This is a genomic window from Xenorhabdus sp. SGI246, from assembly GCF_040838225.1.
GTDB lineage: Bacteria > Pseudomonadota > Gammaproteobacteria > Enterobacterales > Enterobacteriaceae > Xenorhabdus > Xenorhabdus indica.
On record NZ_JBFPEZ010000002.1, the window covers coordinates 115491 to 136095 of the forward strand.

The following is a 20605-nucleotide window of genomic DNA, read 5'->3' on the forward strand; positions in this document are numbered from 1 at the left end:
TATGAATGATATTGACCTGATCGGTATTGGTATTGGCCCCTTCAATCTGGGATTGGCGGCGCTGCTTTCGTCACACACTAATCTGACCAGCCTTTTCCTCGAACGTAAGCCTGAGTTTCGCTGGCATGAGGGTCTCCTGTTACCCGGTACAACGCTGCAGGTTCCATTCCTAGCGGACCTGGTAACAATGGCAGAGCCTACACACCCTCTGAGTTTTCTTAATTATCTTCATAAGCATGATCGTCTTTACAAATTCTACTATTATGAAAACTTTCAGATCCCACGCCAGGAATATGACCATTATTGCCGCTGGGTGACGCAACAGCTTCCCTCCTGCCAGTTCGGTGAAAATGTCATTGATGTGGCTTATGATCCGGTTCCCGATCATTTCATTATTGAAAGTAAGTCTCATACGGGATCGACGCATCAGTATTACAGTCGTAACCTTGCTATCGGTATAGGAACCGCTCCGTTTTTGCCTAAGTGGGCTAAAATCCAGACCAAAGCTCCTATCTTACATTCGGCAGAGTTCATAAACAGACGTGCACAGCTCTCAACGTGCCGACGTGTCACGGTAATTGGTTCAGGGCAAAGTGCTGCCGAATGCGTGCTGGCACTCTATAAGGCATTGACGCCTGAAATGATAGAGGCCGGTGCTTCAATCCAGTGGATCACCCGATCTGCCGGTTTTCATCCTATGGAATCATCGAAACTCGGTCAGGAATGTTTCACGCCGGCCTACATGAACCATTTTCACAGTATAACAAGAGAGAAACGCCGCAAGATCGTGGCGGGTCAGGGAGGACTTTATAAAGGTATCAGCTTCTCAACTATCGCAGATATCTTCGACATTTTGTATGAAGGCTCCATCGGCGGTCGTGATCCAGGAATTTTGCTTGTTTCAAACTGCGAAGTCGAGCAGGTGGAAAACACTGGAGACTCTGAGGCACTGCGGGTCATTTTTCGTCATCAGCATCTCGATAAAGTTGGCGTCATTGAAACCGATGCTATTGTCGCTGCAACAGGTTATGAGCATACCAGTCCCGAATGGTTAGAAGGTCTCAAAAATACAGTGCTTGCAACCGATGATTATGGCGATTTTATTGTAAAAGAGGACTTTAGTGCTCAGCGCCTTGACAAAGGAAAAGGCCATATTTTCGTCCAGAATGCTGAGATTTTTCAGCACGGTATTGGCTCTCCCGATCTGGGGCTTGGTGCGTATCGCAATGGGATTATTGCCAACCAGCTTCTTGGGCGAGAATATTATCGCTTGCCTCAAAATTCGTCATTCCAGAGCTTTGGTCTGCCAGAGTGTTACAATACCGGAGATAAAGATGACATTGTCCGTTGCCGATAAGAACAGGCTAGATGCGTTTTGGCATTACTGTATTAAAAACCAGTATTTTAATATCGGCTATCCTGAGTCCTCAGACTTTGATTACTCTTATTTACAGAGATTCATGCAGTTCTCTATCAATAATTGTGGTGACTGGGGAGCGGAGTGCAACTATCTCTTAAACTCTTTTGAGTTCGAAAAAGAGGTCATGAAATACTTTGCTGAACTGTTCAAAATCCCTTTCGAAGACAGTTGGGGTTATGTTACCAACGGAGGAACGGAGGGTAATATGTTCGGCTGCTATCTTGGGCGAGAACTATTCCCGGAGGGGACACTTTATTATTCAAAAGATACGCATTATTCGGTGGCAAAAATCGTTAAGTTACTGCGTATCAAATCTTGTTTAGTAGAATCCTTACCCACTGGTGAGATAGATTATAACGACCTGATACAGAAGATCATCACTCATAAAGAACCACATCCAATCATCTTTGCCAATATCGGCACGACATTGCGCGGTGCGGTGGATAACATAAAGATCATTCAACAAAGTATGCAGCAAGTCGGTATTGCTCGCGAGAATTACTATCTGCACGCTGACGCTGCCTTAAGTGGGATGATCTTGCCGTTCGTAGAGAACCCGCAGCCTTTTACCTTTGCAGATGGTATCGACTCTATCTGTGTCTCTGGACACAAAATGATAGGTTCCCCCATTCCTTGCGGGGTTGTTGTTGCAAAACGGAAAAACGTTGAGCGTATTACAGTCGATGTTGATTACATTTCGGCTCAGGACAAGACCATCTCAGGGTCACGTAATGGCCAGACGCCACTCATGATGTGGGCGGCCATTCGCAGTCACTCGTTTGCCGATTGGCAACGCCGCACCAAACACTGCCTAGAGATGGCACAATATGCCGTCAAGTGTTTCCGTGCTGCCGGGATAAACGCTTGGCGTCATGACAACTCTATTACGGTGGTATTTCCATGCCCATCGGCAGCCGTCTGGAAGAAGCATTGTCTGGCAACGTCGGGAAATATTGCACACCTAATCACCACAGCACATCATCACGACAGTAGTAAAATTGATGCATTAATCAACGATGTCATTGCTGAATCGCGCCAGATAACTCAAGTGCAGGATGCTGTCATAGATGCTGTTATGTAAGAGGTAAAAACAACTATATTGGGGCTTACCCTGTGATTTTGGTATGCTAGCCAAATCATAACTATTACACTGTAATTTATTTTATATAAGATAAACTGAAGGAGCCTTTGGTGCTTACAGCAAAAAATATCACCGCAACTTACGGCAAGAAAACCGTATTGCATGATTTGTCAGTAGACTTTGCCCAAGGACGCATCACTGCACTCGTCGGGTCTAATGGCTGCGGTAAGTCGACACTTCTGAAGTCCATCATGGGTTTCATCCCCCTGAAAAGCGGAGAAATTCTGTTGGAAGGTAAGCAAATTACAGGGATAGGTCGTAAAGCGCTGGCTCGAAAAGTCTCTTATCTGCCGCAGGAATGCCACTGCCCGGATTACATGACACTGGGAGAGTTGATCGAGCTGGCAGCTTGTGGGCGCAATTCGCTTTTCGGCGGGCCATCCTCACGGGATCGCAAATTGTTTCATGATGTACTGGAAATCGTCGGCTTGGCCGATAAGGCAGGTTCTCAAGTCAACTCCCTTTCAGGAGGGCAACGCCAGCGCGCTTGGGTAGCGATGGTGCTTGCGCAGGACACTGATATCATTCTTATGGACGAGCCAGTGAACCACCTAGATATCAAATATCAATACACAGTGCTTAAATTGGTTCGCGATCTCTCACTCCAGCACGGAAAAACCATCATTGTGGTGTTACATGATTTAAATCTAATAACGACTTTTGCCGATGATGTAGTAATGCTGAATACTGGCAGCGTTATTGCAGCAGGGGCTGTTAATAAAACGATAACGGTAGATAATATCCGACGCGTATTCGATATTCCGGCCGATATTTTCAGTTATAACGGCAGCCTTATCTGTCAGCCTTATCCGGGCATAAACCACCCTGGTAATCAGTCCGGAGTATGACGATGAAATCCAGTCTGTTCTTTATATTCGCACCTTTTGTATTGCTGCTGATCTTTTTTTCTAGTCTCTCTTTTGGCGTGAATATTGCGTCGATTTCGCAAATTTATGCAGCCTTAACACAGCCCGAACCGCAAGACTATGAGCAGGCAGTTATTTTATACCAGCGACTGCCACGGGCTTTGATTTCTGTTTATGTCGGTGCGGTGATGGCATGCAGTGGTCTCGTCTTCCAGGGGCTTATCCGCAATCCACTGGCCTCCTCATCAACATTGGGAATCAATGCCGGTGCGACACTGTTTGTCATAATAGGCGCAATCAGCTTTGAGTTTGATCTGACATTACAAGGCATAGCAGCCCTAGCCGGCGGGTTATTCGGTTTTCTGTCATCTCTTGCAGTATCTCGCCTGGCGGGCGTTAACGGCGTTTCTCGCAACTTGCTATTGATACTGTCAGGCACATTAATAGCAATGCTTTATCTTGGGATAAGCAATGCTGTTCTTCTTGCCCATCCTGCATTAAGAACCGAATATTTGAGTTGGTTAGCAGGAGCTATCAATCATACTTATATCACAAGACTTCACCATTTCTGGTGGTTCGGGATACTGGCCTTGATGGTACTTTTATTACTGGCACGTCCACTGACACTGATTCTGCTCGGTTATGAAAAGGCGCTTTCGATTGGCGCGAATGCAACGCTTGTTTCACGCCTTGCGCTGATTTCAGCCATAGTTGCATCCAGTTCTGCCGTTGCCATATGCGGTCCGATTGGTTTCGTCGGGCTGGTTGTACCCCATATTGTCAAGCCTCTGGTTGGTCAGAATTTTATGCTGTCGCTGCCAGCTTGTGCTCTGACGGGGGCAAGTATCTGCCTGATTGCTAATCTCTGTGCGCAGACACTCTTCCAGCCTTATGTCATACATACCGGTATTCTGATGGATTTTTTGGGAGGGCTGTTTTTTATCTGGATCATCAGAAAGCGCTATATTTCAACAACATCGGAGAGATCGTTATGAACTTCGATCAGGCAACAGACGGACAAAGGGTATTACGTTTCGCCAATGGGTTGCAGATGCGTACTCGTGATATAAAAATCGGTTTATGCCTATTTACCATCACGATCATACTCGTGGCTATTTCTTTAAACGTCGGGGTTACGAACGTTGGTATACGTGAATTCACGCATATGCTTTTCGGATATTCCCTTGAGCACCACCAATTTTATGCACTCTGGGTTGTACGGATACCTCATATTTTATTGGGACTGATGGTGGGTTGGTGCGCAGCCCTTGCCGGTGCTATTTTGCAGCCAATTGCTCGTAATCCGCTGGCCGACCCCGGCCTTTTTGGCATAAGTCAGGGATCTATGACGATGATCATAGTCTTACTGGCGTTTGTTCCTTCCGCACCTAAGATGTTGATCGTCCTTGCTGCACTGGCTGGCGGACTGATTGTTGCGTTGTTTTTGACTTTGCTCGTCGGCAATAATCGCGCAAGTGGCTTGGCAATTTTGCTGATGGGGATTGCCGTCTCATCCGTTCTTAGTTCTGTCAGCTCTTTTCTTATTCTCTATCTTCCGACAGAGTTATCCTTGAATCTTGCTGGCTGGATGCAAGGATCGTTGTTTCAAGCCAGTTGGGCAATTATCGCATCATTCATCCCATTATTCTTATTGAGTATTATCGGAATTCTGATCACTGGCCCCGCTTTAAACCGCTATGAGCTTGGAAACGAACTTGCGATGTCCCTTGGGGAGCCTATCAAATATTCCCGTCCATTGCTGATGATGTTTTCTGTCCTGTTAAGCGCAGCGTCTGTCACCGCAGTAGGACCATTGAGCTTTCTGGGGATACTGGCGCCGCATCTGGCCAGCTTTATTTCATCGGCCACAGGCCGCGCCCGACTGTTTCTTTCCGCTCTGGTGGGCGGCAATCTGGTTGTCACCGCGGATATCTTGACGAAAGCAGCCCCGGCAGGAGTTTTTCTCCCTGTCGGTTTGAGCTTCACACTCATTGGCGTACCCCTGTTCATCCTGACGATGCGGCTGAATGCACTACGTAATCGCTGAATATCTGGGGTTCAGCAACCCGCCAAGTTCATCGCTGTCAAGGCGGAAGAACAACAGGCGATCCTGGCACTTCACCGAATGCGTCAGCAATTGGTGAAGTTCAGAACCCTCCAGATAAACGCGCCAGGTATGTTGCAATGGCGTTTGTATCTCTTTTCGGATTTACGTTAATGTTTTTCACAATATAATTGCGTTTAAGGTGCTACGATGAAGGTATTACAGAAATCTAATTGGTCCAAGTATTGGTGTAAAGTAACTATTATTTTTTTAAGTCTGAGTATCTGGTCGGGAATCTGCGATAGTAATCCTTATACTATATTCGAACTCAAACCATTAAATGTAACCGAGTCGGGTCAATCAGCAAATTTTGAGTTTGAAATCAAAGAAACAGGAAATTATCATTTTAACTTGTTGTTTATGCTAGGAGATAAATATCGTAATATAACATGCGAAAACTGGAATAAATTAGTGGGAGATCCTAATAACTATGGGATTATAACTCCATTTTCTCTTCGCATGGTTAAGGATGGTAAGGTTTTTCTTGACGAGAAAATAAATGCATGGGGCTGTGAAGGGAAAATTCACTTCAAGTATAAAGATGAAGAAAAGATATCTGTATTAGTGCGAAAAATTAAAACACTTGAGTTATCTCTTGGGCATTATTCTGCCACCATTACCAATCTAGATAGCATTATTGAATTTAAGGATATTATGACTGTTGTTTGGTTCACCTCTCATGATCCAAAAATGTAGGTTTTGTCGCATTACCGTAATGTTTCAGGTAATCTATAATGTAGGAAGAGTATCCTTGCCAGAACGGGGCTGTTCATAATACATGTAAAATGTTGGCATAGCGTGTTTTCAAACGCTGGCGGGAAAATTGTCATATCCACAATATATATACGAATATGATTCGTATATATATTGTTAATTAATGGATTAATTGACAGTGGTTGAGCTGCTGGCTACATCCAGAAGTGCTTCCCATGCAGCAGTACTATTTGGAGTGGTAATAATAAGACGCAACGTGATTTGTTTTTGCCAACTAGCCCAATTGAGACGGTTATAATTACACAGAATGGTGTTCACAACTCTTCTGTAAATTAGTGCTATCGATATGTCGAATAAGTACAGTCTATTGCCAGACTACGCTTACCTGACACTATGAGTTGAATTACCTAGAACGTTCAGGGGATGAGAACAATTTTAAGAAAAGATGTCGAATAGAAATTAGATAAATCCAATTATGATAAAATTAACATTAAATTAGATTGGCTTAAATCCAACGCTATATTAGCCTAACTTAAATTAAAAATATAAAGCAGAATATTTTAATGTAAATCAATATCGCTCTCTAAGAATTGATTTTTAGAATTGCTGGTCATGACTCCAAAGCGTTATGTTGCAGTTATTTCACTATGCCAACATCTTACACGTATTATGAACAGACTCGATCTATGACTGATGGTTCTACAGCGGATGGTTCAGCCGCTAATGGAATATAAGCGCGAATGGATAACCCACCTTTCTCACTTCTGCTTATGTCAAGATAACCGTCATGTTTGTCGATGATACGGCGGATAATAGCAAGCCCCAAGCCGACGCCACTATTATGATGATGGATATTATGATGATGGAGTTTATTACTGTAACTCTGTTTTCCCTGCCTGAAAGGCTGAAACAAAATCTCAGCTTCTTCTTGTGTTATACCTGTCCCGTTATCTTCTATTTGAAACCAGCCAAATTGTTCAGTAGCCCCACTACTGATGCGGATCCAACCGTTGCCATAGCGATGGGCATTAGTGAACATATTCGCCAGAACACGTTTAACTGAAAGCGGATTAGCCATAATGAAAACAGGAACAGCGGACAGGTTATCTTCGATATTTTTTTCGGCACTATTATTATTTTCCGTGTTCGTCTTCTCTGCCATTACCGCTTTTTCTGCACCAATCACGTCCTCAATAAGTTGATTTAATTCACAGCGGACTATTACGGCATCCAGCCCGGACCGCTGGTAATTGATAAATTGATTAATGATTGTATTGCACTCTTCAATATCACGATTAATCGACTCATACAGGAAATCATCTTCTCCACCAATCATTTCGATCGCTAACCGTATACGAGTCAGCGGGGTACGTAAGTCATGGCTTATACCTGCCATAAAAATGACACGCTCATCTTCCAATGATTTAACCCTCACCGACATTTGATTAAATGCCCGTATAACTGACTGGATGGCAGGTGCTCCCGATTCAGGTAATGCCGTAACGACTTGCCCTTTTCCCATCTTTATTATTGCTTGCTGTATGGTGGTTAAGTGCTGTTTTTGGGCACGCAGATAAAACCAGAATGCCGTAGAAACGAATAATACTGTCGCCAACACACTGATGAAGATATACGATAACACGCTGATAAATAATATTTTTTCCAATACTAATAATAGTAGATAAGCGGCCAAAGAACTGACCGTCAGGCTGCCCAACAGCATCACCAGTATCCAATACAGGGCACGGGGGAATACACCATGCCGTGAGAGCCTGAATTTTTTCATGCTTTCTTCCAATTATGCTTGACTACAATTTATATACGCCTTGCTAATTATTAATCTAACCTTGACAACTCATGCCTTACTACCATCAGGAACAAAAACATATCCTAGTCCCCAAACAGTCTGGATATAACGAGGATGGGCAGGATCTTCTTCAATCAAACGACGTAAACGGGAAACCTGGACATCAATGGAACGCTCCATCGCACCATACTCCCTGCCTCGTGCCAGACTCATCAACTTATCCCGTGATAAAGGTTCACGGGGGTGAGATACCAATGCTTTCAGTACAGAGAATTCACCACTGGTCAGGGACAGTTGTTCATCTTTATGAAACATTTCACGAGTCCCAAGATCCAACTTAAACTTACCAAAGGTAACTATCGCGTTATCCGGTGTCGGAGCGCCAGACAATTCATTAGAGTGACGGCGCAGGACAGCACGGATACGAGCCAATAGTTCCCGCGGATTAAAAGGTTTCGCAAGGTAATCATCTGCACCGATTTCCAGACCCACAATCCGGTCAACTTCTTCCCCTTTCGCGGAGATCATAATGATGGGAAGCGGGTTATGCTGGCTTCTCAATCTTCGACAGATAGACAACCCATCTTCGCCCGGCAGCATTAAATCCAGTACAATCAATTGAATAGATTCTCTGGTCAACAATCGATCCATCTGCTCTGCATTTGCAACACAACGAACTTGAAAACCTTGCTCCGATAAATAGCGCTCCAACAATACGCGTAAACGCATATCATCATCAACAACAAGGATTTTATAACTCTCTTGCATGTTTCAGCTCCCAAGATGTTCCATGCTCGCAATATCCATTATTCTCACAGAAAATCCATGCTCTAAAAGATACTAAGGCCATGTATTCTATGAATATTTATAATATTGGCAATGATTGCTTATGTTTCTGTTTTTCATCCTTGTTTTCCTGTTTCCATTTACATCTGATTTTTATGCTTCCAATGGCTGGTAACTAATTTCCAATATCCAGTAAATCACCTTACCATTAGGTGTCATGACGGTAATTTCATCATCGACCTGCTTACCAAGCAGCGCCCTTGCCACAGGTGAATCAATTGAAATCCATTTTTTGCCAGGGTCAAATTCATCCGGCCCCACTAAGCGAAAAATATATTCTTCAGCGTTTTCGTTTTCGACTTTAACCCAGGCCCCGAAAAAAACTTTGCCTTCCTGCCGCGGATCAGCATCCACAATTTGCAGTACATCCAATCTCTTGGATAAAAAACGCACACGGCGGTCAATTTCCCTTAACCTTTTTTTACCATAAATATATTCTGCATTCTCTGAACGATCCCCTAATGCGGCTGCATCAGACACAGCCTGAGTGACTTTTGGACGCTCAATTTTCCAGAGATACTTCAGTTCCTGATCAAGCGCCAGCCAGCCTTCTCGGGTAATGTAGTTACTTTTGCCCATGAAAACCCCACTTGAGAAAATATGATTAATGGCGCAGTACTATATCTTAACCGTGCAGATATTCGATGAATTCTGTCGCAACCTGACAGAAATATTGTGCTATCCCTGATAGATCTCGAGCTGCATCACAACAATAAGTAACAACCCAAAAACAGGTAACCTGAAAGATAAAAGGCATAAAATGGAAATTATCGCGCTCTGTACGTATATAATGGTGTCAAGTTTGAACCCTGTCAGCATCTGTACTTAATGGATTTCAAGTTGCTGCCATCAAAAAGCAATTTGAATGAAGGGTAGATCAGATAAAATTAGCCCTGTCTACTGATATCTACAGGTGCTGAGAAAGTTAAAGAAAACAGACCATGAATGAATCTTTAAGTCGAATCATTGCTGGTGAGCTACAGGCTCAACCACAACAAGTCCTGGCAGCTATTACCTTACTTGATGAAGGCAATACTGTTCCCTTTGTTGCCCGTTACCGTAAAGAGGCCACCGGTGGTCTGGATGATACACAGCTTCGCCAGCTTGAAAACCGCCTTGGTTATCTACGCGAACTGTCAGACCGTCGCCAGACTATCTTGAAATCCATTCAAGAACAGGGAAAATTAACGGATGAATTAGCTGAAGCCATTAATACCACTCTGAGCAAAACCGAGCTGGAAGACCTCTATCTGCCCTATAAACCTAAACGCCGTACCCGTGGGCAGATTGCCATTGAGGCCGGGCTGGAACCATTGGCAGACCTGCTGTGGCAAGACCCACAGCAAGAGCCGGAATCGGCTGCAACTGCTTATGTTAATGCTGACAAAGGCGTTGCAGATACCAAAGCCGCATTGGATGGTGCTCGCTATATCCTGATGGAACGTTTTTCTGAAGATGCCTCTTTGTTGGTGAAAATACGTGAATATTTGTGGAAAAATGCACATCTGGTTGCCAAAGTTGTTGAAGGTAAAGAGGAAGAAGGTGCCAAATTCAGCGATTACTTTGACCACCATGAAGCCATCAGCTCTGTACCATCCCACCGTGCCCTTGCCATGTTCCGCGGACGCAATGAAGGTATCCTGCAACTATCCCTGAATGCTGACCCTCAATTTGAAGAAGCACCTAAGGCAAGCTACTGCGAACAGATCATCACAGAGCATTTGAACCTGCGCCTGAATAACGCGCCGGCTGATAATTGGCGCAAAGCTGTCGTGAACTGGACATGGCGCATTAAAGTGCTGTTACACATGGAAACCGAATTGATGGGGACGCTGCGCGAAAAAGCTGAAAATGAAGCGATCAACGTTTTCGCCCGTAACCTGAACGATCTGTTGATGGCAGCACCTGCAGGAATGCGCTCCACAATGGGATTAGATCCGGGTCTCCGCACAGGAGTAAAAGTTGCGGTTGTAGATGCGACAGGCAAACTGCTCGCTACGGATACCATTTACCCGCATACTGGTCAGGAAAACAAAGCAGCAGCCGTCGTTGCAGCCTTGTGTACCAAATACAATGTTGATCTGGTAGCCATCGGTAATGGTACTGCATCCCGTGAAACAGAACGTTTCTTTGCCAATGTTCAGAAACAGTATCCTGACGTTACTGCGCAGAAAGTCGTGGTCAGCGAAGCTGGCGCATCTGTTTACTCCGCTTCAGAGTTAGCCGCACAAGAATTCCCTGATTTGGATGTTTCTCTGCGTGGAGCTGTCTCCATCGCCCGCCGTCTGCAAGATCCCCTGGCAGAACTGGTGAAAATCGATCCTAAATCCATTGGTGTCGGCCAGTATCAGCACGATGTCAGCCAAACCCTGCTTGCTAAAAAACTGGATACAGTCGTTGAGGATTGTGTCAACAGTGTTGGTGTCGATCTGAATACTGCCTCAGTTTCCTTGCTGACCCGCGTAGCCGGCCTGACTCGCTCTGTCGCTCAGAATATCGTGAATTGGCGTGACGAGAATGGTCGTTTCAATAACCGTGCAGAACTATTGAAAGTTCAACGCCTTGGGCCAAAAGCCTTTCTGCAATGTGCGGGCTTCCTGCGTATTAATCAGGGCAATAACCCGCTGGATGCTTCCACCGTTCATCCAGAAGCCTATCCGGTCGTTGAAAAAATTCTGACAATGACAGAACAGACTTTGCCGGAACTGATGGGTAATCCAGCCGCTCTTCGCAATTTGAAGGCTCAGGATTTCACAACTGAAAAATTCGGTATTCCGACAGTCACCGATATCCTGAAAGAGTTGGAGAAACCCGGTCGTGACCCACGTCCTGAGTTCAAAACAGCGACTTTCGCCGACGGTATTGAAACAATGAATGATCTGCAAACAGGTATGATTCTGGAAGGCACTGTCACCAATGTCACCAACTTTGGTGCTTTCGTTGACATTGGCGTGCATCAGGATGGATTAGTGCATATCTCTTCCCTATCCAATCACTTTGTGGAAGATCCACACTCCGTCGTGAAAACAGGTGATATCGTGAAAGTTAAGGTAATGGATGTTGACCTGAACCGTAAACGTATTGCCCTGACGATGCGCCTTGATGAACAACCAGGTGAAGCACCCGCTCGCCGTGGCAACACTCAGGGTGGTAATCGCCATGAACGTAATAGCAATGAGCGCGGTAAAAATGGCAAAGGTCGTCATAATCTCCGTTCATCAAACTCTGCACCATTGACCAACAGTATCATGAGTGATGCGTTGGCAGCCGCTCTTGATAAAAAACGTTAACCTCTTTCAATAAATTATTTCCTGAACTGGCCCGACTGGGCCAGTTTATTCTGGTCAATAAGACGAAATTTAATTAATGTAATCTTATTTCTATTTCTGAAAAAATTTCTCAATCATATACATAAAAAAACCATAACCTTCATTGTGATGACTTTATTTTATTGCCAATGTAATAAATTTAAATAGGTGATCATGACTGACGTTCTTCATTAATAACCCGTATAATTCATCGCGCAATATATTTAATAATCAATATATTTCATAATAACACTTGCCATAATTATGGTAATTTATTTAATAAAATTAAAAACATAGCAAAAATTCAAATTGTTAAGGAATAATTTATGAATAAATATGTCCAAAGCAGTTTTGACTTACTCAGCAATATAAGATTTTTTAACCTTGCCACTAATGATCCAGACGCAGAATCAGTTTGGTCATCAACGCTTTTTTATATTCCTAAATATAATCCATTAAGTTTAATTTGGTATTCAAAACAAGATACCCGGCACTCGCAGGAGCTGTGCATGAACCCTTGTGTCAGCGGTACAATATACAGTAGCCTCGCTATGCCTGACTCATCGTTGATACTCGCAGGTTCTCAATTCATTGGTCATGCTTATCAAGTCCCCGACGATGAATTACAAGAAACATATGATTACTTCTTCCTGAAAACTTATCCGGATGAGAATATCAGAAAGAAAAAGGCACGCCCTATCACTGATTATTATGGTAATGCGATACGCCGTTTCTACGAATTGAAAATTGAAGCATGGTGGGTATATGACTCAACACTTTGGAGTGAGCACCAGGATGATGCCCGTGTTCCGGTGCCATTAAGTGACCTGCTTCATCCCCCCAAAAATTAATGAATAACACAAAATACATCTGAAAAATTAATAGAAAAAATAAATATCAACAAGCTCCATTTCTTATTGGAGCTTGTTATTCGCTCCCCCCTGATATTCTTTACATAACTTTAATTTCAATAAAACCATCATGAATCTGATTATTATCAATTTATTCCATCATCATTCGTGATAGATACATAGTATTGGTATTGCATATTATTCTCATTAGTACTTTAATTCAAAATAATTAATGTACTTTTTCCTTGTGAATTTTGCTTTATTGAGGATAATAATTCTCATAATCACTAACTTTCTAATTTTGACGGAATGTTATATGTTATTGACTCCAAATCAAAGCTATAAAATTCTGGGATTCTTTCCACAGATAAATCCAGCATACAGACAGAAGTTATTGTCTCTGGGAATGTTGCCCGGCTCCACATTTCAGGTCATCCGGGTAGCACCTTTGGGCGATCCCATTCAAATAGAAACACGCAGAGTCAATCTTATCCTCCGTAAAAAAGACTTAGCATTCCTTACATTAGCAGTAAATTCAGCAGAATGAAGTCTAAGTTCAGTACACTCCAAACGGAATGTAATGACGTGCAATATTCCTAATCAGTAAAAAGTATGATGAAGCAATTAACTATAGGTTTGATCGGTAATCCCAACTCTGGGAAAACCACTTTATTTAACCAACTTACAGGCTCCCGACAAAGAGTCGGTAACTGGTCTGGGGTTACAGTTGAACGTAAAACCGGGTATTTTTCCACCCAAAATCATCAGATAGATCTTGTAGACCTTCCCGGTACTTATTCTCTTACGACCATTTCTGAACAGACTTCGATTGACGAGCAAATTGCTTGCCACTACATACTGAGTAGTGAAGCTGATATGTTTATCAACGTCGTTGATGCTTCGAATCTGGAACGTAATCTCTATCTTTCGTTGCAACTTATCGAGCTAGGCATTCCCTGTATTATTGCCCTGAACATGTTGGACATCGCCAAAAGCCAACATATCAACATTGATATCGCGGCACTGGAACAACGCCTTGGCTGTCCGGTTATCCCACTCATTTCTACCCGTTCTACAGGGATAGACGCGCTGAAAGATGCCATTGACCAATATCAACAAACTCTTCGGCCGGTGTTGGTTGATTACCCCAAGACCTTATTGCAGGAGGTCGATCTTCTCGCCGGCCAGATCTCAGAGAAATTCAATCCACAACAACGTCGTTGGCTCAGCTTACAAGTACTGGAAGGAGATATTTACAGCTTTACACGTTCGGGCCTGACTCAGGAGCAACTGACTGAAAGTAAAACCCGCCTGCAACAACAGCATATTGATGAGCCGGAACTTATTATTGCTGACGCCCGTTACCAAACGATTAACACACTGTGTCTGGCAGTCACTGATATCCACTCCGCAATCCCCAATAAGCTGACTCAGACGATGGACAGAGTTATCCTCAATCGCTGGCTAGGTGTACCTATCTTTCTGTTTGTCATGTACCTCATGTTCGTATTGGCGATTAATATTGGTGGTGCCTTACAACCTATCTTTGATGGTGCTTCTTCTGCTATTTTCATCGATGGTATGCAGTGGCTCGGCCATACACTCCACTTCCCCGGCTGGCTGACGATTTTCCTTGCGCAGGGTATCGGAGGTGGTATCAATACCATGCTGCCATTGGTTCCGCAGATCGGCATGATGTACCTGTTTCTTTCTTTCCTTGAAGACTCTGGCTATATGGCCCGGGCAGCATTTGTGATGGACAGGTTGATGCAATCTTTGGGATTGCCGGGTAAATCCTTCGTCCCACTGATTGTTGGCTTCGGTTGTAACGTCCCTGCCGTGATGGGTTCCAGAACGCTGGATGCTCCACGTGAAAGACTGATTACTATCATGATGGCACCATTTATGTCCTGTGGTGCACGGCTGGCTATTTTCGCCGTCTTTGCTGCAGCCTTCTTTAATAAACAGGGCGCAAGTATTGTCTTTTCTCTGTATATCCTCGGTATTGTTGTTGCTATCCTGACAGGCTTGCTGCTCAAATTCACCATAATGCGGGGTGAAGCATCACCTTTTGTCATGGAGCTGCCGGTATACCATGTTCCCCACGCCAAAACTCTGCTAATCCAAACCTGGCAGCGTCTGAAAGGATTTGTGATCCGTGCAGGTAAAGTGATTGTCGCCGCTAGTATATTTATCGGCGCTCTTAATAGCTTTTCTTTCTCTGGCAAGGCCGTGGACAATATCAACGAATCTGCTCTGGCATCTGTTAGTAAAGTCATCACTCCGATCCTTCAGCCTATCGGTGTACATGCTGAGAACTGGCAGGCAACTGTCGGCCTGATTACGGGAGCAATGGCAAAAGAAGTCGTTGTCGGTACACTGAATACGCTTTATACCGCTGAAAATATCACTAAACAACCATTCAATCCGGATGAATTTAATTTGCTGGATGAGCTGAAAGGTGCAGTGACAGAAACATGGGATAGTTTGAAAGAAGCATTGACTCTCAGTGCCTTGTCTAACCCGATTGAAGCCAGCAAAGGCGATGGCGATATGGACAGTAGTTCTATGGGAGTGATGAGCGTTAAATTTGGTTCAACTATCGCAGCCTATAGCTACCTGATTTTCGTTCTGTTATACGTTCCCTGTGTTTCTGTAATGGGAGCTATTGCCCGTGAGACCAGCCGTGGCTGGATGACTTTTTCCATTCTATGGGGATTAAACGTCGCCTATTCTCTGTCTGCGCTGTTCTATCAGGTCGCGACGTTTTCTGCACATCCGCAAAGCAGCTTGCTCACTATTTTGGCTGTCATTCTATTTAATATATTTGTCTTTATTGGCTTACGTCACGCACGCAGCAAAGTCACAATTGCACTTAATAGTACCAAAAACCACAGTACCAAAGACCACAGCACCAAAGACCGAAGCTGCGAATGTTCCGGCGGTAGCTGTCACTAGGAGCCATTATGATTAGCCTGTTGCAAGTCCGGGATACCGTTGCCCTTAATGGACGTACCGATGTTAGATCGTTGAGCCATCAGCTTTCAGCACCACAGTCCATAGTAGAAGCCATGCTCAAGCAACTGGTGATAATGGGTAAATTGGAGGAAGTGGATATTTCCTCCTGCCTGAGTGGTGGCTGTAAGCAGTGCCCGGAAACACAAAAATGCGACATTAAGGCGTACCAATTAGTGATAAAAGATTAAACTATATCTCATATTTCCCTCGTTAAGAATACTTAAGCAGCTTGCTTAAGATAGACAAATGTCATATATTTTTTATGACATTTGTCATTTTTGGGAGTGATTTATGAGAATCTATGTACCAAATGATACGGTCGGTAAGAAAGCTCTCTGGCGCTCTGTAGGACTACCAGCAAACCGGGGAAGTGATCTGATCGAAACCTTACAAGCTGGATTACCACTTGATGTGCTGGACAATCTTCATCGAGACTCAGAAATATCTAAAGCCGATATTCTTCGCATTGCTGGTATCAATGAACGTAATGTTGCACGTCGTAAAAGTTCTAGTCGCCCATTTTCACCTGATGAAAGCGAACGTATAGCTCGTTTGGTTCGCGTGTTTGATGCAGCCATCAATTTCTTCAATGGCGATAAAGAAGCGGCCTATCATTGGCTTAAGGAGCCTGTTAAAGGGTTAGGTAATATTGCACCGATTTCCCTTATCTCAACAGAAAGTGGGGCTCTTGAAGTGATGGATCTCATTGGCCGTCTGGAACATGGTGTTATTGCATGATTTTTTACCGATTAGTAAAATCCATTCATGCCAACGAAGCATGGACGGGATATGGGGCCAAAAGATTTGGTGGGCGCTGGAATCATAAGGGATACCATGCTGTCTATGTGTCCAGCTCCATCGCCCTTGCTATACTAGAACTGTATGTCCACACCTCAAAAGAAAGCCTTCTTGAAGAATACCAGCTATTTTCTATTGAATTAGCAGATAAAAATGTGGATTACCTCGATCACAGCTATCTTCCTGATAACTGGAGGCGTGATCCCGCACCGGTTTCAACCATGGATATAGGTAGTGGCTGGCTAAGTGCGGCAGAAAATCTCGCCCTGATAATTCCTTCTTGTATCGTTCCTTACGAAAACAACGCCATTATTAACCCAAACCATCCTAAATTTTCCAAGTCTATTGAATCCGTTAAAGAATTAGACTTTACATTCGACCAACGTCTAATTCGTTAACAACAGCACGGTAATTCATTTATCTATTGTGATAAATTGAAAAATAAAAACCGTTTTCTTATTATTACATATGCAGTTTTATCATTATTATTAATAACCTGAGGATACTAATATGCCTAAAGAGTTATTTGCTGCAACAATAGAATCTGCTGGTCACCTGAAAATGAAGTGTTCATCACGAGGTTTTACCTTTCATGTGGATGAACCCAAAAATCTGGGTGGAACAGATGAAGCCATGAACCCTGTAGAAGCACTTCTTTCAGCTTTCGGAGCCTGTCAGTGTATTGTCGCGAAAAGTTTTGCTCGCAAACATAAAATCAATTTAATCGATATTCAGATAAAAATGGAAGGCGAATTAGATACTGACGGTTTCACCGGTAAAAATAAAAATGCCAAAATCGGTTTTTCCAAAATCACGTCAAAATATTATATAAAGGCAGATAATACTGACCAAGAAATTCGCGACTTTATTCAGTTTGTAGAAAGTAATTGCCCTATACTCGATACTATCGTCAATACGCCGGAAATTGTAACTGAAATTTATCCTGTCAGATAAATGAGCAATTCCCCGTCATATTTATTACCCATACTTTGTTGTTATGGGTAATTTTTATATGTAATTATGAGTAATTACTATGTTGAGTCATTATCAATAAACCATTTCACCATCCACAAAATCTATCAATAAATCCACAAATTCATCAGGATGAGAAATAAATGGTGCATGAGCCGCATTGCGCATAGTGACAGAGCGTGTATGCGACCACTGACTATCAAGTAATGCAGCAATCTTACGCGGCACTAAACCATCAAGATAGCCATAGATGCGTAAGAAAGGTAATTGAAGCTGTGCCAATTCAGCCCTCAAATCCTCTGTGCGCAGAATTTCCAACCCTGCATTGAGTACTTCCACGGTTGGCATCGGTTGGTTCAATACCACCGATTTCAGTAAACGAGCATCCTGACGCGCACTATCTGTTCCCAACGTTTGCAGTGCCAGAAAACGCTCAATAGTTTTCTGGAAATCTTCGCTCAGTTGGTGTTTGAAAGCACTCAGAACAGTGGGTTTGATTCCCGGCCAATCCCCGTCTTCACTGAATTTTGGGGAAGATGCCACTGTGATTAATCCGGCCACTTGTTCAGGGTGATCTAACGCAACCTGACTAGCAACTAATCCTCCCAACGACCATCCAAGCCACAAGGCATTTTCTGGTGCCTGTTGCCACACTGTCTCAGCCATCTCTTTCAGTGTCATAGCCGGATACGGCTGACTGCGGCCATATCCCGGCAAGTCCACTAAATGTAAACGAAAATGCGAAGCCAGTCGCGTTTCCACTGAACGCCAAACTTCAGCATTCAGCCCCCATCCATGCAGCATCACAATATCACGAGGAACTTCACCTAAAGTCTGCCAAAATAACTTACTCATTGTTATTCTCACCTTTATTTGTCATCAGGGATTTTTCATCAAGGAAGAAAACTATGCTAACAATGGTTGGATACTGTTGGCTATGCCATCAAAATTTGTATTTTGCCCATCATGGAATCTGCCATATCTGCAACCAGGGACTAAAACGATTAGAACGTGTTTGTCCGCGTTGTGCGTTACCTGCCGAAACCAGTGATTTCCTCTGTGGCCGCTGCCTAAAAAATCCACCTCCATGGCAACGGCTTATCGCTGTTACTGATTACGTTCCACCGTTGAACCAGCTTATCCGTCGCTACAAATATTATGGCTCACCACAAATAGCGACAGTATTGGCTCGTCTGTTTCTTCTGCATTGGTTGCAAGGTTATCGTGAAGGCCTTTGGAGCAAGCCGGATTATATCCTGGGCATTCCCTTGCACCATCAGAAACGCTGGCGACGAGGGTTTGACCAGGTTGAACTTATCATCAACCCTTTAGCACGCTGGTTGCAATGCCAATATCAACCCAATATTTTACAACGCACACGTGCTACACTCACACAACAGGGCTTATCTGCCGCCCAAAGGAAAACCAATCTTAAGCATGCCTTTCAATTGCGCGGCAATTTTACGGATCAACATGTCGCCATTTTCGATGATGTGATCACCACAGGCACAACTCTGCACGAAACCACACAGTTGTTAATTCGTGCGGGTGCCTGCTCCGTGCAAGCGTGGGCAATATGCCGAACCTTGTAGTTCCTTCATGAATGGGCGTATTATAACCAACTAGAACAGTCAACTATTGAGCAAATGACATGATTAATATTACTGAAGCAGCGCAAGCGCACTTTGCCAAGCTACTGGCAAATCAAGAACCGGGTACACAAATCCGCGTTTTTGTCATTAATCCAGGAACACCGACTGCGGAATGCGGTGTTTCCTATTGCCCACCTGATGCTGTTGAAGCCACTGATACCGAATTAAAATTTGACAAACTTTCTGCCTATGTTGATGAAGTCAGCGCTCCTTTTCTGGAAGAGGCTGTCATTGATTTTGTGACTGACCAACTTGGCTCCCAACTGACCCTGAAAGCACCAAACGCCAAAATGCGTAAAGTGGCAGATGATGCACCACTGATTGAGCGCGTTGAATATCTCCTGCAATCACAGATCAATCCTCAACTCGCAGGTCATGGTGGCCGTGTCAGTCTGATGGAAATCACCGATGATGGTTATGCCATCCTGCAATTTGGTGGTGGTTGCAACGGTTGTTCTATGGTCGATGTCACCCTGAAAGAAGGGATTGAAAAACAGTTGTTACAAATGTTCCCTGAACTGAAAGGCGTCAAAGACTTGACCGAACATCAGCGTGGCGAACACTCTTACTACTAATTTTATTTTCTGTTTTTAGTACTTCTGCTCGCTTGGTCATGCCTTCCCAATACCAAAATTGGGAAGGCTGTAGAGTTATGAAATAAGATTATTAAGAAACTAACTCCTTAAAATGAAAATTTAAGAAATAACATTGAGTATTTATGGATCATTTTCAAACAATAAGCTCTGAACAAGCCTACCAAAACTGGCTCGATAAAAGCGCTCTGATGGTGGATATCCGTGATCCGCAAAGTTTCCGTGCAGGGCATGTAACAGGGGCATTTCATTTAACGAATGAAACTATCAATAAATTTCTGCAAGAAGCCGATTTTGACCAACCGGTCATGGTGATGTGTTATCACGGGCACAGCAGCCAGGGCGCTGCCCAGTACCTAATCAATATTGGTTTCGAAACGGTATACAGCGTTAATGGTGGCTTTGAAGAGTGGAAAAAAGATTATCCTCATGCTGTTTATTCTGAATAAGTTTTAATCTTTTGCTATTTACTATGGCTTACTATGGCGTATGGCGTCTTTAAGTTCAGTGTCTTT

The 20605-nt window shown here is 43.6% G+C and carries 22 protein-coding genes and 1 pseudogene; 18 read left to right on the forward strand and 5 right to left on the reverse strand.

What is annotated here, in order from left to right; genetic code table 11:
• The first annotated feature begins 1 nt into the window (after window position 1).
• The 7 genes and pseudogenes from basC (at window position 2) to ABLA85_RS00610 (ending at window position 6227) form a co-directional block, all read left to right on the forward strand.
• Window positions 2-1357 (forward strand): putative histamine N-monooxygenase, encoded by a 1356-nt coding sequence (basC, locus tag ABLA85_RS00580; RefSeq protein ID WP_367960430.1) that lies wholly within the window; start codon window positions 2-4, stop codon window positions 1355-1357.
• A complete protein-coding gene (locus ABLA85_RS00585; protein WP_367960432.1) occupies window positions 1335-2501 on the forward strand; it encodes a histidine decarboxylase in 1167 nt (388 codons plus the stop codon). Before basC ends, ABLA85_RS00585 begins: the two co-directional genes overlap by 23 nt.
• 110 nt (window positions 2502-2611) lie before the next feature.
• Window positions 2612-3409 (forward strand): ABC transporter ATP-binding protein, encoded by a 798-nt coding sequence (locus ABLA85_RS00590; protein WP_367960434.1) that lies wholly within the window; start codon window positions 2612-2614, stop codon window positions 3407-3409.
• Window positions 3410-3411: 2 nt separating this feature from the next.
• On the forward strand, window positions 3412-4422 hold the full coding sequence (locus tag ABLA85_RS00595) for a FecCD family ABC transporter permease (RefSeq protein ID WP_367960435.1): 1011 nt from the start codon (window positions 3412-3414) through the stop codon (window positions 4420-4422).
• Between the two features lie 56 nt (window positions 4423-4478).
• Window positions 4479-5474, forward strand: a complete 996-nt coding sequence (locus ABLA85_RS00600; protein WP_367960602.1) for a FecCD family ABC transporter permease — start codon at window positions 4479-4481, stop codon at window positions 5472-5474.
• Between the two features lie 9 nt (window positions 5475-5483).
• Window positions 5484-5597 (forward strand): annotated as a pseudogene (locus ABLA85_RS00605) (IS110 family transposase); the annotation flags it as partial.
• Window positions 5598-5681: 84 nt separating this feature from the next.
• Window positions 5682-6227 (forward strand): DUF5625 family protein, encoded by a 546-nt coding sequence (locus ABLA85_RS00610; RefSeq protein WP_367960437.1) that lies wholly within the window; start codon window positions 5682-5684, stop codon window positions 6225-6227.
• A gap of 186 nt (window positions 6228-6413) precedes the next feature.
• On the opposite strand, the gene ABLA85_RS00615 is transcribed toward ABLA85_RS00610, so the two are convergent.
• The 4 genes from ABLA85_RS00615 to greB all read right to left on the reverse strand — a co-directional run bounded on the left by ABLA85_RS00615 (window position 6414) and on the right by greB (window position 9477).
• Window positions 6414-6563, reverse strand: a complete 150-nt coding sequence (locus ABLA85_RS00615; protein WP_367960439.1) for a hypothetical protein — start codon at window positions 6561-6563, stop codon at window positions 6414-6416.
• 349 nt (window positions 6564-6912) lie between these two features.
• Window positions 6913-8031 (reverse strand): ATP-binding protein, encoded by a 1119-nt coding sequence (locus ABLA85_RS00620; protein WP_367960440.1) that lies wholly within the window; start codon window positions 8029-8031, stop codon window positions 6913-6915.
• 69 nt (window positions 8032-8100) lie between these two features.
• Window positions 8101-8820, reverse strand: coding sequence for a two-component system response regulator OmpR (gene ompR / locus ABLA85_RS00625; RefSeq protein WP_047685160.1), 720 nt, complete (start codon window positions 8818-8820; stop codon window positions 8101-8103).
• A 171-nt stretch (window positions 8821-8991) separates the two neighbouring features.
• Window positions 8992-9477 carry a transcription elongation factor GreB gene (gene greB, locus ABLA85_RS00630; protein WP_367960442.1) on the reverse strand — a complete coding sequence of 162 codons (486 nt, stop codon included), beginning with the start codon at window positions 9475-9477 and terminating at the stop codon, window positions 8992-8994.
• A gap of 362 nt (window positions 9478-9839) precedes the next feature.
• Between greB and ABLA85_RS00635 the strand changes: the two genes are divergently transcribed.
• From ABLA85_RS00635 to ABLA85_RS00670, 8 genes are all read left to right on the forward strand, one after another.
• Window positions 9840-12188 carry a Tex family protein gene (locus ABLA85_RS00635; RefSeq protein ID WP_367960444.1) on the forward strand — a complete coding sequence of 783 codons (2349 nt, stop codon included), beginning with the start codon at window positions 9840-9842 and terminating at the stop codon, window positions 12186-12188.
• Window positions 12189-12532: 344 nt separating this feature from the next.
• On the forward strand, window positions 12533-13057 hold the full coding sequence (locus ABLA85_RS00640; RefSeq protein ID WP_367960446.1) for a pyridoxamine 5'-phosphate oxidase family protein: 525 nt from the start codon (window positions 12533-12535) through the stop codon (window positions 13055-13057).
• Between the two features lie 316 nt (window positions 13058-13373).
• Complete coding sequence (gene feoA / locus ABLA85_RS00645) at window positions 13374-13604, forward strand: ferrous iron transporter A (protein ID WP_367960448.1); 231 nt, start codon at window positions 13374-13376, stop codon at window positions 13602-13604.
• A 68-nt stretch (window positions 13605-13672) separates the two neighbouring features.
• Window positions 13673-16015, forward strand: a complete 2343-nt coding sequence (feoB, locus tag ABLA85_RS00650; protein WP_367960603.1) for a Fe(2+) transporter permease subunit FeoB — start codon at window positions 13673-13675, stop codon at window positions 16013-16015.
• Between the two features lie 8 nt (window positions 16016-16023).
• Window positions 16024-16263: a FeoC-like transcriptional regulator gene (locus ABLA85_RS00655; protein ID WP_367960450.1), complete on the forward strand. Its 240-nt coding sequence runs from the start codon at window positions 16024-16026 to the stop codon at window positions 16261-16263.
• A 103-nt stretch (window positions 16264-16366) separates the two neighbouring features.
• Window positions 16367-16813, forward strand: a complete 447-nt coding sequence (locus ABLA85_RS00660) for an antitoxin Xre/MbcA/ParS toxin-binding domain-containing protein (RefSeq protein ID WP_367960451.1) — start codon at window positions 16367-16369, stop codon at window positions 16811-16813.
• On the forward strand, window positions 16810-17271 hold the full coding sequence (locus ABLA85_RS00665) for an RES family NAD+ phosphorylase (protein WP_367960453.1): 462 nt from the start codon (window positions 16810-16812) through the stop codon (window positions 17269-17271). Before ABLA85_RS00660 ends, ABLA85_RS00665 begins: the two co-directional genes overlap by 4 nt.
• A gap of 112 nt (window positions 17272-17383) precedes the next feature.
• Window positions 17384-17827, forward strand: a complete 444-nt coding sequence (locus tag ABLA85_RS00670; RefSeq protein WP_323864871.1) for an OsmC family protein — start codon at window positions 17384-17386, stop codon at window positions 17825-17827.
• Between the two features lie 93 nt (window positions 17828-17920).
• On the opposite strand, the gene bioH is transcribed toward ABLA85_RS00670, so the two are convergent.
• Window positions 17921-18700: a pimeloyl-ACP methyl ester esterase BioH gene (bioH, locus tag ABLA85_RS00675; RefSeq protein WP_367960455.1), complete on the reverse strand. Its 780-nt coding sequence runs from the start codon at window positions 18698-18700 to the stop codon at window positions 17921-17923.
• Between the two features lie 53 nt (window positions 18701-18753).
• On the opposite strand from bioH, the gene gntX reads away from it, so the two are divergent.
• From gntX to glpE, 3 genes are all read left to right on the forward strand, one after another.
• Entirely contained in the window at window positions 18754-19437 is a 684-nt protein-coding gene (gene gntX / locus ABLA85_RS00680; RefSeq protein WP_367960457.1) for a DNA utilization protein GntX, read from the forward strand.
• 59 nt (window positions 19438-19496) lie between these two features.
• Window positions 19497-20072 carry a Fe-S biogenesis protein NfuA gene (nfuA, locus tag ABLA85_RS00685; RefSeq protein WP_038264683.1) on the forward strand — a complete coding sequence of 192 codons (576 nt, stop codon included), beginning with the start codon at window positions 19497-19499 and terminating at the stop codon, window positions 20070-20072.
• A 143-nt stretch (window positions 20073-20215) separates the two neighbouring features.
• On the forward strand, window positions 20216-20539 hold the full coding sequence (gene glpE, locus ABLA85_RS00690) for a thiosulfate sulfurtransferase GlpE (protein WP_367960460.1): 324 nt from the start codon (window positions 20216-20218) through the stop codon (window positions 20537-20539).
• The last annotated feature ends 66 nt before the right edge of the window (window positions 20540-20605 follow it).

Excerpts from the sequence above, each read along its gene's own strand:
- basC (WP_367960430.1), top strand. The coding sequence starts at position 2 with ATGAATGATATTGACCTGATCGGTATTGGTATTGGCCCCTTCAATCTG.
- ABLA85_RS00585 (WP_367960432.1), top strand. The coding sequence starts at position 1,335 with ATGACATTGTCCGTTGCCGATAAGAACAGGCTAGATGCGTTTTGGCAT.
- ABLA85_RS00595 (WP_367960435.1), top strand. The coding sequence starts at position 3,412 with ATGAAATCCAGTCTGTTCTTTATATTCGCACCTTTTGTATTGCTGCTG.
- ABLA85_RS00600 (WP_367960602.1), top strand. The coding sequence starts at position 4,479 with ATGCGTACTCGTGATATAAAAATCGGTTTATGCCTATTTACCATCACG.
- ABLA85_RS00610 (WP_367960437.1), top strand. The coding sequence starts at position 5,682 with ATGAAGGTATTACAGAAATCTAATTGGTCCAAGTATTGGTGTAAAGTA.
- ABLA85_RS00620 (WP_367960440.1), bottom strand. The coding sequence starts at position 8,031 with ATGAAAAAATTCAGGCTCTCACGGCATGGTGTATTCCCCCGTGCCCTG.
- ompR (WP_047685160.1), bottom strand. The coding sequence starts at position 8,820 with ATGCAAGAGAGTTATAAAATCCTTGTTGTTGATGATGATATGCGTTTA.
- greB (WP_367960442.1), bottom strand. The coding sequence starts at position 9,477 with ATGGGCAAAAGTAACTACATTACCCGAGAAGGCTGGCTGGCGCTTGAT.
- ABLA85_RS00635 (WP_367960444.1), top strand. The coding sequence starts at position 9,840 with ATGAATGAATCTTTAAGTCGAATCATTGCTGGTGAGCTACAGGCTCAA.
- ABLA85_RS00640 (WP_367960446.1), top strand. The coding sequence starts at position 12,533 with ATGAATAAATATGTCCAAAGCAGTTTTGACTTACTCAGCAATATAAGA.
- feoA (WP_367960448.1), top strand. The coding sequence starts at position 13,374 with ATGTTATTGACTCCAAATCAAAGCTATAAAATTCTGGGATTCTTTCCA.
- feoB (WP_367960603.1), top strand. The coding sequence starts at position 13,673 with ATGAAGCAATTAACTATAGGTTTGATCGGTAATCCCAACTCTGGGAAA.
- ABLA85_RS00655 (WP_367960450.1), top strand. The coding sequence starts at position 16,024 with ATGATTAGCCTGTTGCAAGTCCGGGATACCGTTGCCCTTAATGGACGT.
- ABLA85_RS00660 (WP_367960451.1), top strand. The coding sequence starts at position 16,367 with ATGAGAATCTATGTACCAAATGATACGGTCGGTAAGAAAGCTCTCTGG.
- ABLA85_RS00665 (WP_367960453.1), top strand. The coding sequence starts at position 16,810 with ATGATTTTTTACCGATTAGTAAAATCCATTCATGCCAACGAAGCATGG.
- ABLA85_RS00670 (WP_323864871.1), top strand. The coding sequence starts at position 17,384 with ATGCCTAAAGAGTTATTTGCTGCAACAATAGAATCTGCTGGTCACCTG.
- bioH (WP_367960455.1), bottom strand. The coding sequence starts at position 18,700 with ATGAGTAAGTTATTTTGGCAGACTTTAGGTGAAGTTCCTCGTGATATT.
- gntX (WP_367960457.1), top strand. The coding sequence starts at position 18,754 with ATGCTAACAATGGTTGGATACTGTTGGCTATGCCATCAAAATTTGTAT.
- nfuA (WP_038264683.1), top strand. The coding sequence starts at position 19,497 with ATGATTAATATTACTGAAGCAGCGCAAGCGCACTTTGCCAAGCTACTG.
- glpE (WP_367960460.1), top strand. The coding sequence starts at position 20,216 with ATGGATCATTTTCAAACAATAAGCTCTGAACAAGCCTACCAAAACTGG.